Here is a 12,880-nt window from a genome sequence, read left to right as displayed (position 1 = left end):
GAAATTCTCCATAGTGTAAACGGGCCAATATGGCGACACAATTGTCGGGACACTCGGAGCTCCCATGAGTGACATCCCAACCCTGTATATAGTCCCCACTCCGATCGGCAATCTGGCCGACATCACCCAGCGAGCACTGGACGTGCTGCGCAGCGTCGATCTGGTGGCCGCCGAGGATACCCGGCATACCGGGATCCTGCTCAGCCACTACCAGATCTCGGTACCGACCTTTGCCCTGCACGATCACAACGAGCAGCAAAAGGCGGATGTGCTGATCGCCCGCATCAAGGAGGGCAAGAGCGTGGCCCTGGTCTCCGATGCGGGGACGCCGCTCATCAGCGACCCCGGTTATCACCTGGTCACCCGTTGTCGCGAAGCCGGGGTCAAGGTGGTGCCGCTGCCCGGTCCCTGCGCTGCCATCACGGCGCTGTCCGCCGCCGGGCTGCCCACCGACCGCTTCGCCTTCGAGGGTTTCCTGCCGGCCAAGGCCAAGGGGCGGGATGATCGCCTGCAAGCTGTCATCGAAGACACCCGCTCTCTGGTGTTCTACGAATCGCCGCGCCGGGTGCAGGATACCGTGGAAGCGATTGCTCGCATCCTTGGCGAGCGCCAGGTGGTGGTGTGCCGCGAGCTGACCAAGACCTTCGAGTCCATCCACGGTCTGCCCGCCTCCGAGATGCTGGCCTGGCTCGGAGAGGACGATAACCGTTGCCGCGGGGAGATCGTGCTGGTGGTCGCCGGTGCCAGCAAGGTGGATGACGAGTTGCCTGCGGAGGCGATCCGCACCCTGGGCCTTCTGGTCGGCGAGCTGCCCCTCAAAAAGGCTGCAGCCCTCACCGCCGAGATCCACGGGGTGAAGAAGAACGCCCTCTACAAATACGGCCTCGAGCACTATTAATTGCCGTAAACCGGAATTGACGGTTTACCCCGTCCGTCTCGCGAGGCTATAATCCGCGCCTCGGAGTTGGCTGGGCAATCGCTGCTTCGTCGTTGTGTCCCTCGGGACAGACGGGCGGAGGGGAGGAAAGTCCGGGCTTCACAGGGCAGGGTGCCAGGTAACGCCTGGGGGGCGCGAGCCTACGACCAGTGCAACAGAGAGCAGACCGCCGATGGCCCGCAAGGGCTCAGGTAAGGGTGAAAGGGTGCGGTAAGAGCGCACCGCGCGACTGGCAACAGTTCGTGGCACGGTAAACTCCACCCGAAGCAAGACCAAATAGGCCCCTATTGGCGCGGCCCGCGTTGGGGGCGGGTAGGTTGCTTGAGCCAGCGAGCGATTGCTGGCCTAGAGGAATGATTGCTACCCGGGGCAACCCGGTACAGAACCCGGCTTACAGGCCGACTCCGACCTCTTTCCTGAAGAGCCTTGCGATTTATCGCAAGGCTCTTTTTATTAACCATAAAGTACTGCCTCGGTTGACTCGTGATATTTACTGTTGGGCTAGCTATGTTTAACAAATGTATTTTATATCAATCTGTTATGTGGAATTTTTCCATGTTCTGAATATCGTGATGGCGCTGGAGAAGCGCGGCCTGTATGGCTGATGTTTATTCGTGCAATTTGTCAGTTTTTTAATTGCTGAAAATTAATCGAGTTGCGGGTAACACAAATAACTTGTGGAAAATCAATTCATTTAATCGGTAGTCCCATCACGCTGCGTCAATATGTTCCCCATGCCCGAGATCCTTGCTTGAAAAGCCCCCTGCTCGTCCTTAAACTTCATGGTGGAGAAAAGTGGATCAAAGTGGTTTTATTGGGCATCTAGCCCCCATAACTCACCTTTCGGGGACTGCAATTTGTTGCGTGGCGCTCACGCCATCAGCCTGGACAGCAAGGGGCGGTTGGCGATTCCGACCAAATTTCGTGATTGGCTGCGCGACGAATGCGACGGCCAGCTGGTCTGCACCATCGACATCGCCCATCCCTGTCTGCTGCTTTATCCCCTGAATGAATGGGAAGAGGTGGAGCGCAAGCTGAAGACCCTTTCCAGCACCAACCCGGCGGAACGCCGCCTGCAGCGTCTGCTGCTCGGCCACGCGGCCGAATGCGAACTGGATGGCAATGGCCGTCTGCTGCTCAGCCAGCCGCTGCGCAGCCATGCCGGGCTGGACAAGAAAGTCATGCTGGTGGGCCAGCTCAACAAATTCGAGCTGTGGGATGAAGCCCGCTGGCAACAACAGATCAACGACGACATCCTGGGCCTGCCCGAGGACGACTGGGCAAGTTCACCACGACTACAGGATTTTTCTTTATAAATGACCCAAGCCGCTGAACACATCACAGTGCTGTTGCACGAAGCCGTCGAAGGGCTGGCCATCAAGCCGGACGGTATCTACGTCGACGGTACCTTTGGCCGGGGTGGTCACTCTCGTCTCATTCTCCAGCATCTGGGCCCGAACGGCCGTCTGATCGCCATCGACCGGGATCCCCAGGCCATTGCCGAGGCGGCCAAGATCCAGGATCCCCGTTTCGAGATCGTGCACGGTCCCTTCTCCGGCATCACCCGTTATCTGACCGAGCGCGGCCTGCTGGGCAAGGTCAATGGCTTCCTGCTGGATCTCGGTGTCTCCTCCCCCCAGCTTGACGATGCCGAACGTGGCTTCAGCTTCATGAAGGACGGCCCGCTCGACATGAGGATGGATCCCACCTCCGGTCAGAGCGCCGCCGAGTGGCTGGCCCGTGCCGATGTGGACGACATCGCCTGGGTGCTGAAAACCTTCGGTGAGGAGCGCTTCGCCAAGAAGATTGCTCGCGCCATCGTACACGATCGGGTGACCGAGCCCTATGTGCGCACCCGCCAACTGGCGGAGATGATTGCCCGGGTCAACCCGAGCAAGGAGAAGGGCAAGCACGCGGCGACCCGCAGCTTCCAGGCCATCCGCATCTATATCAACAGCGAGCTGGACGAGATCGAAACCGCCCTCAACGGCGCGCTGGACGTGCTGGCTCCTCACGGCCGTCTCTCCGTCATCAGCTTCCACTCTCTGGAAGATCGGCTGGTGAAACATTTCATTCGCAAGCACGAGAAAGGTCCTGAAGTACCCCACGGCATTCCCCTGACTGAAGCCCAGCTTGCCGGTGGTCGCAAGCTGAAATCGATCGGCAAGGCGCTCAAGCCTTCCGACCACGAGGTCAATGAAAACACCCGGTCCCGCAGCTCGGTGCTGCGGGTCGCAGAGCGTCTTGCGGAGTAAACGATGAGCGACGTGCGCGTTCACCTCGCCAGGGAGATCGTTGCGGATCTCTGGCGCCACAAGTTGCAGGTCCTGTTGACCGTCGCCGTGCTGGTCACCGCCTTTGCGGTGATCCTGGTGACCAACATGACCCGGGGTCTGACGGCCAAGCAGAACGATCTGATGGCGGAGGAGGACAGGCTCAACATCGAGTGGCGCCACCTCTTGCTGGAACAGGGCACACTGGCTGAGCACTCCCGGGTGGCGAGTCTGGCCATGGACAAGTTGCAGATGGCTCGTCCCCTGGTGACCACTGAAAAGGTAATTACACAACCATGACACGCAAGGCCGCCACCAAGGCTCCGGCAAAGGACAAAGCCAAGGCGAAAGCACCCTCACTCTACCCGTGGCGCTTTCGTACCCTGGTTTTCTTCATCGGCATCGCGTTTGCGGGGCTGATCCTGCGGCTGGCCTGGATCCAGGTGATCGATCCGGACAGACTGCGCCAGGAGGGGGACATGCGCTCCCTGCGCACCACCTCCACCCAGGCGGTGCGCGGCATGATCACGGACCGCAATGGCGAACAGTTGGCGGTATCCGTGCCGGTCGAAGCGGTCTGGGCTGATCCCAAGACGGTGCACGAGTCCGGTGCCATCCACAACGAGCGTGCCTGGCTGGCACTCTCCGCCGTGCTCAAGCTCGACATCAACACCCTCAAGCATCGCATCGCCAACCCGAGCAAGCGCTTCGTCTATCTGCAGCGGCAGGTGACGCCTGCGGTGGCCGAGTACATCAAGGGGTTGAAGCTGGGGGGCATCTATCTGCGCCCCGAGGCGCGCCGTTTCTACCCGACCGGCGAGATAAGCTCCCACCTGGTGGGGGTGACCAACATCGATGGCAGCGGCATCGAGGGGATTGAGCGCAGCTACAACGAGTGGCTGACCGCAACCCCTGGCGAGATGCGAGTGCGCAAGGACAGGCAGGGCCGCGTCATCGAGCGCCTGGGCCTGGTGAAAGAGGGCAAGCACGCCAACGATCTGCAACTGAGCATCGATCAGCGGGTGCAGGCGCTGGCCTATCGCGCCCTCAAACGGGCTACCGACGAGAACAAGGCCACCTCCGGCTCCATGGTGATGTTGGATGTGAAGACCGGCGAGGTGCTCGCCATGGTCAACACCCCCTCCTACAACCCGAACAACCGCGGCCAATACCAGAGTTTCCGGGTGCGAAACCGGGTGGTGACCGATACCTATGAGCCGGGTTCCACGGTCAAGCCATTGATTTTGCTTAGTGCCTTGCAAGCCGGTGTCACCAGCTGGAAGGACTTCATCCCGGGCGGCCCCCTCTTCATCGGGGCCAAGCAGATCCGTGACGTGAGTATCCATAAGGCGACCAACCTGTACGACATCCTGCGTTACTCCTCCAACATCGGCATGTCGCGCATCGCGCTGCGGATGCCGGCCCAGGAGATGATCAACACCCTGAGCATGGTGGGCTTCGGCATGGACACCGGCAGCGGCCTGATGGGGGAGAGCAGCGGCATGCTGCCCCAGCGTCGCCGCTGGTCCGACATCGAGCGAGCCACCCTGTCGTTCGGTTATGGTCTGCGAGTGACCCCGCTGCAGCTGGCCTCCGCCTACGCCACCCTGGCCAACAAGGGCAAGCGGGTACCGCTCTCCATCATCAAGGTGACCAAGCCGCCCAAGGGTGAGCAGGTCATCGATCACAACAACGCCGCTGCCATGTTGCAGGCGCTGGAGTACGTGGTCAGCAATGCCATTCCCAAGGCCCAGATCCCCGGTTATCGGGTCGGTGGCAAGAGTGGTACCGCCAAGGTGGCCGTGGCTGGGGGCTATGGCAAGGACTACATGGCCTGGTTTGCCGGTTTCGCGCCGGCCAGCAATCCCCGTTTCGTCATGGTGGTGGTGATCAACGAGCCTAAGGGGGATGCCTACTACGGCGGTGCCGTGGCGACCCCGCCCTTTGCGGAGGCCATGGGAGGCGTGTTGCAGCTCTTCAACATCCGTCCCGATGCGATCCCGCCCGAGGTACCCGCCAAGCTTGCCCGCACGGAGGCCAACAATGGCGCACCGCGTACTTGACGGGCATCCGGCTTTTTCCATCGGCCCCGCTGCTGTCGGGGCGTTTTCCATGGCGTGTACGAGCGCCCGCATTCCCGCATTTTCGGAGGCTTCCCATGCCGCCCCGCACACTTGATCAACTGATGAGCCGCTTCGGCATCGATGCCCCAGCGCTTTCCCTCACCGATCTCCAGCTCGACAGCCGGCGGGTCGGTCCCGGCTCGCTCTTCGTGGCGATTCGTGGCCATCAGGTGGATGGCAGGCGCTTCATCGAACAGGCGGTGGCTCAGGGAGCGACCGCCGTGCTGTTTGAGGAGGACGGAGAATTCGTCCCTCCGGCGACCCAGATCCCCTGCATCGGCATGAGGGATCTTCCCGCTCGCCTCTCCGAGCTGGCCGGTCATTTCTACGGTCACCCTGCGCAAAAGCTGCAACTGGTGGGCATCACGGGCACCAACGGCAAAAGCACCACGGCCCTGCTGGTGGCCAACTGGCGCACCCTGCTGGGGGGCAAGGCCGGGGTCATGGGCACCATAGGCAACGGTCTGTTTGGCGAGCTCATCGAAGCAGAGAACACCACGGGCAGCGCGGTCCAGGTGCAGGCCAATCTGGCCGCCTTGCAGCAGCAGGGGGCTGATCTGGTGGCGATGGAGGTCTCCAGCCACGGTCTGGTGCAGCATCGCGTGGCGGCCCTGCCGTTTGCCTCGGCAGTCTTCACCAACCTGAGTCGGGATCATCTGGACTATCACGGCACCATGGAGGCCTATGCCGCCGCCAAGGAGGAGCTGCTGAAGCTGGTGGATGAGCCTTGCGCCGTCATCAACGCCGATGACCATCTGGGACGGCAATGGCTGGCGACCTATCCCGGTGCGGTGGCCTTCGGGGTTCATGGTCCGATTGAAAACCATGCCGGACGACAACTGACGGCGCAGGATCCCCATTTCCACCAACAAGGTTTTGATACGCGCATTAACTCCAGCTGGGGGAATGGTGTATTATCCGCCCCCTTGCTCGGCCGCTTCAACGTCAGCAACGTGCTGGGCGCCATGGGCGCCATGCTGGTGCTCGGCTACGACTTCGATGACCTGCTGGCGACGGCTCCCAGACTGCAACCGGTGACCGGTCGCATGGAGTGCTTCGGCGGTGGTGATGCGCCGCTCGCCGTGGTCGATTACGCCCACACCCCGGATGCGCTGGAGAAGGCATTGCAGGCCCTGCGGGTGCACTGTCACGGTCGGCTCTGGTGCCTAGTGGGATGCGGCGGCGACAGGGATCGCGGCAAGCGTCCCATGATGGCTGCCATGGCGGAGCTGCATGCGGACTGCGTGATCCTGACCGACGACAATCCCCGTACCGAGGAGCCGGCCCGGATCATGGCCGACATGGTGGCGGGTCTTCGCGATCCCGGCGCCGTGCAGATTGAGCACGACAGGACCAAGGCAATCCAGCTGGCACTGAGTCAAGCGAGCAAAGAGGACATCATCCTGGTGGCCGGCAAAGGCCACGAGGATTATCAGATCATTGGAACCGACAAGCGGCACTACAGCGATCGGGAAACCGTCGCAGCCGCCTTGCACACATTAATGGAGTCATTCAAATGATGACCCTCAGGCTTGCCGACCTGGCGCAGGTGCTCGATGCCCGTCTGATCGGGGGCGACCATGAGATCACGGCGGTCAGCACCGACACCCGTACCCTGGGCGCGGGGGCGCTGTTCGTGGCCCTGCGCGGCGAGCGTTTCGACGCCCACGATTTCTGCGACCAGGCGGTTGCCGCCGGCGCCAGTGCCCTGCTGGTGGAGCGCGAATTGCCGCTGGCCATTCCACAACTGGTGGTGGGCGACACCCTCAAGGCGCTTGGACGTCTGGGCAGGCTGGTGCGCGAGCGCATCAATCCGAAAGTCCTCGCCATCACCGGCAGCTGTGGCAAAACCACGGTTAAGGAGATGGCGACGGCCATCCTGCGTTGTGAAGGGGAGGTGCTGGCCACCGCCGGCAACTTCAACAACGAGGTGGGGGTGCCGCTGACCCTGCTGCGCCTCGAGCCGCAACACCAGTTCGCGGTGATGGAGCTGGGAGCTAACCACCCGGGCGAGATCGCCTGGACCACGTCGCTCGCCAGACCCGACGCCGCCATCATCAACAACGTCGCTGCCGCGCACCTGGAAGGCTTTGGCTCCCTGGAAGGGGTGTTCCATGCCAAGAGCGAAATCTTCGAAGGGTTAGGCGAGGGCGGCACCGCCATCGTCAATGCCGACAACGAGTTCTGGCCGAAGTGGCGTGAAAAGGGCATCCACTGCGCCTTCTCCCTTGAGGATCAGCGTCAGCCGTTCCACGCCCGCGACATCGTGCTCAACGAGCAGGGTTGTGCCGGGTTCGTGATGGTGACGCCCCTGGGAGAGGTGAATCTGACCCTGGCCATTCCGGGTCGCCACAACGTGGCCAACGCCCTGGCTGCTGCCGCCGGTACCCTGGCCCTGGGCGCATTGCTTGCGTCCGTCAAGGCGGGGCTGGAGCAGATGGCGCCGGTCAAGGGCCGTTTCTGCGTGCAACGCTGGGGTGGCCTCACTCTGGTGGATGACACCTACAACGCCAGCGTGGAGTCCGTGCTGGCGGGTATCGATGCCCTGACCGCCATGAACGGCTACAAGGTGCTGGTATTCGGTGACATGAAAGAGTTGGGTGAGGAGTCCGCCGCGCAGCATGCCCGGGTCGGACACCACGCCCGTGAGCAGGGCCTCGATGCCGTGCTGACCGTAGGGGAACAGAGTCGCCACACCGCAGATGCCGCGGCTGGCCGACATTTCGATAACAAGGCGTCGTTGTTTGAAGTGCTTGCGCAAATGATAAATACACATCAAGAAATCGCGATCTTGGTCAAGGGTGCCCGCGGCTCCCACATGGAAGATATCGTCGAGATGGTCAAGGGCCATCAGGAGTCAGCCACATGCTAGTCTGGCTGGCGGAACTGCTCACCCCGCACTTCACCTTCTTCAACGTCTTCTCCTACCTGACGTTTCGCGCCATCTTGTCGATCATCACCGGTCTGGTGGTGGAGCTCTGGATGGGGCCGCGCCTCATCCGTCGCCTGCAGATCATGAAGTTCGGCCAGGTGATCCGCAACGACGGTCCCGAATCCCACCTCAGCAAGAAGGGCACCCCGACCATGGGCGGCCTGATGATCATTGCAGCCATTTTCACTTCTGTGCTGCTCTGGTGCCGCCTCGACAACCCCTATGTCTGGCTGGTGCTGTTCGTGCTGGGGGCCTATGGCGCCATCGGTTTTGCCGATGACTATCTCAAGGTGGTGCGCAAGAACACCGATGGCCTCATCGCCCGCTGGAAGTACTTCTGGCAGTCCGCGGTCGCGCTGGGTGTGGCAGTCTTCCTCTACGCCACGGCCACCCACGATGGTCAGACCCAGCTGGTGGTCCCCTTCCTCAAGGATGTGATGCCCCAGCTCGGCCTGATGTTCATCCTGCTGACCTACTTCGTCATCGTCGGTACCTCCAACGCGGTCAACCTGACCGATGGCCTGGATGGCCTCGCCATCATGCCCACCGTGATGGTGGCGGGGGGCTTCGCCCTGATCGCTTGGGCGACCGGTAACGTCAACTTCGCGAACTACCTGCACATTCCCTACGTGCCCTACACCTCCGAACTGGTGATCGTCTGTACCGCCATCGTGGGCGCGGGCCTGGGCTTCCTCTGGTTCAACACCTACCCGGCCCAGGTCTTCATGGGGGACGTGGGTTCCCTGGCCCTGGGCGGCGCGCTCGGTACCATCGCGGTGCTGGTGCGCCAGGAGTTCCTGCTGGTGATCATGGGGGGCGTCTTCGTGATGGAGACCGTCTCGGTGATCCTGCAGGTCGGATCCTACAAACTGCGCGGCGTGCGGATCTTCCGCATGGCCCCCATCCATCACCACTATGAGAAGAAGGGCTGGCCGGAGCCGCGTGTCATCGTGCGCTTCTGGATCATCACCCTCATGCTGGTGCTGCTTGGCCTCGCCACCCTGAAGGTGAGGTAAGCCATGGTCATCATCATCGGACTCGGCAAAACCGGACTCTCCTGCGTCGATTACTTCCTCGACCGCGGCGTCACGCCGCTGGTGATGGACACCCGTGCCAACCCGCCGGGCAAGGACGAGCTTCCCCCCGAGGTGGAGCTCATCCACGGGTTGGACGCTGAGCGGCTCAAGCAGGCGCACATGATAGTGGCGAGCCCGGGCATCGCCCTGGCGACTCCGGAGTTGAAGGCCGCCGCCGAGTTCGGGGTGCGCATCGTCGGTGACATCGAACTGTTCGTGCGTGAAACCCAGACGCCCGTCATCGCCATCACCGGTTCCAACGGCAAGAGCACGGTCACCACCCTGGTGGGTGAGATGATCGCCGAGGCGGGACTCAAGGTCGGTGTGGGGGGCAATATTGGCACCCCGGCGCTGTCACTCCTCAAGCAGCCCATGGATCTCTGCGTGCTGGAGCTCTCCAGCTTCCAGCTCGAGACCACCTACAGCCTGCGGGCCGCCGCCTCCGTGGTCCTGAACCTCAGTGAAGATCATATGGATCGCTATGCCGGCATGGCGGATTACCGCGCCGCCAAGATGGAGATCCATCAGCACTCCCAGCACATCCTGATCAATCGCGACGATCCCCAGACCCTGCCCGATGTGGGTCAGGTGTGGCAGAGTTTCGGCCTCGACTGCAACGGCTACGGTCGCTGCGAGCTGGAGGGCCGTCACTGGCTGACTTTGCACGGCGAGCCGCTCCTGGCGGTGGACGAGATGAAGATAGTGGGTGCCCACAACCAGGCCAATGCCCTGGCGGCCATGGCCCTGTGCGATGCGGTGGGCATTCCCCGCGAGGCACAACTTGCCGTGCTGCGCCGCTTTGAAGGCCTGCCTCACCGTGCCCGCTTCGTGCGGGAGGTAAATGGGGTGCGCTGGATCAACGACTCCAAGGCCACCAACGTGGGGGCGACCCTGGCCGCCGTGGCCGGGGTGCGTGAAGCGGTCAAGGGCCGCCTGCTGCTGCTGGCCGGTGGCCAAGGCAAGGGGCAGGACTTCGGCCCGGTGCAGGCGCTGCTCGGCAGCCAGATCGATCACATGTACTGCTTTGGCCAGGATGCCGAGGTGCTGCTGGCCCTGGGCGAACAGACCGAGCGGGTTGCCGATCTTGACGCTGCTGTCGCCAAGGCGGCGGCCGATGCCAGGCCCGGAGACTGGGTGCTGCTGGCGCCGGCCTGCGCGAGCCTGGATCAGTTCAAATCCTTTGAAGCGCGCGGCGATCGCTTCACCGAACTGGTGATGGGCTTATGAACGCCCTGCGCGTGGTTGCGGGATTCTTGCAGCGCTGGTTGCTACCGGCGCGCCCCGCCGGTCTTTATGATCGGCAACTGGTGGTACTGGCCCTCGCCCTGATGGGCGTCGGGCTGGTAATAGTGGCGTCCGCTTCCATTCCTGAGGGGATCGCCATCAACAACGATCCCTTCATGTTCGTGAAGCGCCACGGCATGTTCCTCGTGATGGCGCTGGGTATCTCCTGGTTCGTGTTGCAGGTGCCCATGGCACGCTGGCAGCACTACAACGGCCCCATGTTGTTGCTGGCCATCGTGCTGCTGGTGATGGTGTTGCTGGTGGGCCGCAGCGTCAACGGTTCGGTACGCTGGCTGCCGCTTGGCCCCTTCAACTTGCAGCCGGCCGAGTTCGGCAAGCTGGCGCTGTTCGTCTATCTGGCGGGCTATCTGGTGCGCCGCCAGAGCGAGGTGCGCGAACGCTTCATCGGTTTCATGAAACCCATGGCGGTGCTGTTCGTGGTGGCCATCCTGCTGCTGGCCCAGCCGGATCTCGGGTCAGTAGTGGTGATGTTCGTCACCTCCCTCGGGATGCTGTTCCTGGCCGGTGCCCGGCTGGTGCAGTTCATCGGTCTCATCCTGGTGGGGGTGAGCGCCGTGGTGACCCTGATCATCGCGGAGCCCTACCGGATGCGGCGGGTGACCTCCTTCCTCGACCCTTGGGCCGATCCCTTTGGCAGCGGCTATCAGCTGACCCAGTCCCTGATGGCCTTTGGTCGGGGGAGCTGGTTTGGCGAGGGGCTCGGCAACTCCATCCAGAAGATGGAGTACCTGCCGGAGGCCCACACCGACTTCGTGTTCGCCATTCTGGGCGAAGAGCTGGGCTACGTGGGGGTGCTTGGCGCACTCTTCCTGATTTTTGCGCTGGCGGTGAAGGCGCTCAAGCTGGGTCACCAGGCGCTGGTGGCCGAGCGGCTCTATGAAGGTTATCTGGCCATCGGCATCGGCATCTGGTTCAGCTTCCAGACTTTCGTCAACGTCGGTGCCGCCAGCGGCATGATGCCTACCAAGGGGCTGACCCTGCCGCTGGTCAGTTATGGCGGCTCCAGTCTCATCATCATGATGGTGGCGGTGAGCATGTTGATTCGTATCGATTTCGAGTTGCGCCAGGCGAGTGCCCAGGCGCGCGTGCGGGAGGTTGCGTGAGCAAGACGTTACTGGTGATGGCGGGTGGTACCGGGGGCCATGTGTTCCCCGGCCTGGCCGTCGCCGATCGCCTCAAGGCCCAGGGCTGGACCATCCACTGGCTCGGCACTGCCGACCGGATGGAGGCGGAGCTGGTGCCTGCCCATGGTTATCCCATCTCCTTCATCGACATCCAGGGGGTGCGTGGCAACGGCATCAAGCGGCTGCTCGCGGCGCCCTACCGTGTCATCAAATCCGTGCTTCAGGCCCGCCAGGTGCTCAAGACCATCCAGCCCGATGTGGTACTGGGCATGGGGGGCTTTGCCTCCGGCCCGGGTGGCGTGGCCGCCTGGCTGTCCGGCATTCCGCTACTGCTTCACGAGCAGAATGCCGCCGCCGGCCTGACCAACAAGCTGCTGGCCCGTATTGCCAGGCGGGTACTGATGGCCTTCCCCGGTGCCTTCGCCCCCAATGCCCGCACCGCCGTGGTGGGCAACCCGGTGCGCCCCGAGGTGGTGGCGCTGCCGGATCCCCAACTGCGCAGCAGCAGCGATCCTCTGCGCCTGCTTGTGGTCGGTGGCAGCCTGGGGGCCCGGGTCCTCAACGAGCAGGTGCCTCCTGCGGTTGCAGCTGCCGGTGTGCCCATCGAGGTGCGTCACCAGTGCGGCAAGGGCAACGGGGAGGCCGTGGCTGCCTCCTATGCCGGGCTGGGGGTCGAGGCCGAGGTGAGTGAATTTATCAAGGACATGGCGGATGCCTATGCCTGGGCGGACCTGGTAGTGTGCCGCGCCGGCGCATTGACCGTCTCCGAAGTGGCCGCCGCCGGTGTGGCCGCCATCTTCGTGCCCCTGCCCCATGCGGTGGACGATCACCAGACCCGCAACGCCCTGACCCTGGTCGACGGCGGTGCGGCCGAGTTCCTGCCCCAGTCCGAGCTGACGCCGGCGGCGCTGGCGTCGCGCCTATCCTGGCTCGCCGGGCGCAGGGAAACCCTGTTGAACATGGCCCAGGCCGCGCGCCGGGTCGCCATCATCGATGCCGCCGAACGGGTTGCCGATGAGTGCAAACGGCTCGCGACAGGGTGAGTCGAACGAGATTGACGGACGGGGTGCTGGCCAAAGCCACCCACCCGCTCCTCGAATACATGTGTCA

General features: G+C 63.0%; 11 protein-coding genes and 1 other RNA gene. All 12 read left to right on the top strand.

Going from position 1 to position 12,880, the window contains the following annotated elements:
- The first annotated feature begins 64 nt into the window (after positions 1-64).
- Complete coding sequence (gene rsmI, locus HKD46_RS04455) at positions 65-898, top strand: 16S rRNA (cytidine(1402)-2'-O)-methyltransferase (protein WP_069652269.1); 834 nt, start codon at positions 65-67, stop codon at positions 896-898.
- 62 nt (positions 899-960) lie between these two features.
- An RNA gene (gene rnpB, locus HKD46_RS04450) (RNase P RNA component class A) lies at positions 961-1,347 on the top strand.
- A gap of 447 nt (positions 1,348-1,794) precedes the next feature.
- Positions 1,795-2,253: a division/cell wall cluster transcriptional repressor MraZ gene (mraZ, locus tag HKD46_RS04445; protein ID WP_039040489.1), complete on the top strand. Its 459-nt coding sequence runs from the start codon at positions 1,795-1,797 to the stop codon at positions 2,251-2,253.
- Positions 2,254-3,192, top strand: a complete 939-nt coding sequence (gene rsmH / locus HKD46_RS04440; RefSeq protein WP_171864960.1) for a 16S rRNA (cytosine(1402)-N(4))-methyltransferase RsmH — start codon at positions 2,254-2,256, stop codon at positions 3,190-3,192.
- 3 nt (positions 3,193-3,195) lie between these two features.
- A complete protein-coding gene (ftsL, locus tag HKD46_RS04435; protein ID WP_010675842.1) occupies positions 3,196-3,510 on the top strand; it encodes a cell division protein FtsL in 315 nt (104 codons plus the stop codon).
- On the top strand, positions 3,507-5,273 hold the full coding sequence (locus HKD46_RS04430; protein ID WP_010675841.1) for a peptidoglycan glycosyltransferase FtsI: 1,767 nt from the start codon (positions 3,507-3,509) through the stop codon (positions 5,271-5,273). The genes ftsL and HKD46_RS04430 overlap by 4 nt, the downstream gene beginning before the upstream one ends.
- Positions 5,274-5,368: 95 nt before the next feature.
- On the top strand, positions 5,369-6,853 hold the full coding sequence (murE, locus tag HKD46_RS04425) for a UDP-N-acetylmuramoyl-L-alanyl-D-glutamate--2,6-diaminopimelate ligase (protein ID WP_069785543.1): 1,485 nt from the start codon (positions 5,369-5,371) through the stop codon (positions 6,851-6,853).
- The gene (gene murF / locus HKD46_RS04420; RefSeq protein ID WP_171864959.1) at positions 6,850-8,205 is read left to right on the top strand and encodes a UDP-N-acetylmuramoyl-tripeptide--D-alanyl-D-alanine ligase; all 1,356 of its coding nucleotides are present in this window, start codon (positions 6,850-6,852) and stop codon (positions 8,203-8,205) included. The genes murE and murF overlap by 4 nt, the downstream gene beginning before the upstream one ends.
- Positions 8,199-9,281, top strand: coding sequence for a phospho-N-acetylmuramoyl-pentapeptide-transferase (mraY, locus tag HKD46_RS04415; protein WP_113978319.1), 1,083 nt, complete (start codon positions 8,199-8,201; stop codon positions 9,279-9,281). Before murF ends, mraY begins: the two co-directional genes overlap by 7 nt.
- Before the next feature lie 3 nt (positions 9,282-9,284).
- Positions 9,285-10,568 carry a UDP-N-acetylmuramoyl-L-alanine--D-glutamate ligase gene (murD, locus tag HKD46_RS04410; protein ID WP_042015091.1) on the top strand — a complete coding sequence of 428 codons (1,284 nt, stop codon included), beginning with the start codon at positions 9,285-9,287 and terminating at the stop codon, positions 10,566-10,568.
- Complete coding sequence (gene ftsW / locus HKD46_RS04405; protein ID WP_010675836.1) at positions 10,565-11,749, top strand: cell division protein FtsW; 1,185 nt, start codon at positions 10,565-10,567, stop codon at positions 11,747-11,749. Before murD ends, ftsW begins: the two co-directional genes overlap by 4 nt.
- On the top strand, positions 11,746-12,813 hold the full coding sequence (murG, locus tag HKD46_RS04400) for an undecaprenyldiphospho-muramoylpentapeptide beta-N-acetylglucosaminyltransferase (RefSeq protein WP_010675835.1): 1,068 nt from the start codon (positions 11,746-11,748) through the stop codon (positions 12,811-12,813). Before ftsW ends, murG begins: the two co-directional genes overlap by 4 nt.
- Positions 12,814-12,880: the final 67 nt, after the last annotated feature.

It is taken from the genome of Aeromonas sp. TW 6, from assembly GCF_013168745.1.
Taxonomy (GTDB): domain Bacteria; phylum Pseudomonadota; class Gammaproteobacteria; order Enterobacterales; family Aeromonadaceae; genus Aeromonas; species Aeromonas caviae.
Note: the sequence above shows the minus strand (reverse complement) of the source record. Positions and strands in the feature narration are given on the sequence as shown.

Coding starts and splice junctions, on each gene's coding strand:
- murF (WP_171864959.1), top strand. CDS start 6,850: ATGATGACCCTCAGGCTTGCCGACCTGGCGCAGGTGCTCGATGCCCGT.
- ftsL (WP_010675842.1), top strand. CDS start 3,196: ATGAGCGACGTGCGCGTTCACCTCGCCAGGGAGATCGTTGCGGATCTC.
- ftsW (WP_010675836.1), top strand. CDS start 10,565: ATGAACGCCCTGCGCGTGGTTGCGGGATTCTTGCAGCGCTGGTTGCTA.
- murD (WP_042015091.1), top strand. CDS start 9,285: ATGGTCATCATCATCGGACTCGGCAAAACCGGACTCTCCTGCGTCGAT.
- rsmI (WP_069652269.1), top strand. CDS start 65: ATGAGTGACATCCCAACCCTGTATATAGTCCCCACTCCGATCGGCAAT.
- rsmH (WP_171864960.1), top strand. CDS start 2,254: ATGACCCAAGCCGCTGAACACATCACAGTGCTGTTGCACGAAGCCGTC.
- murE (WP_069785543.1), top strand. CDS start 5,369: ATGCCGCCCCGCACACTTGATCAACTGATGAGCCGCTTCGGCATCGAT.
- HKD46_RS04430 (WP_010675841.1), top strand. CDS start 3,507: ATGACACGCAAGGCCGCCACCAAGGCTCCGGCAAAGGACAAAGCCAAG.
- mraY (WP_113978319.1), top strand. CDS start 8,199: ATGCTAGTCTGGCTGGCGGAACTGCTCACCCCGCACTTCACCTTCTTC.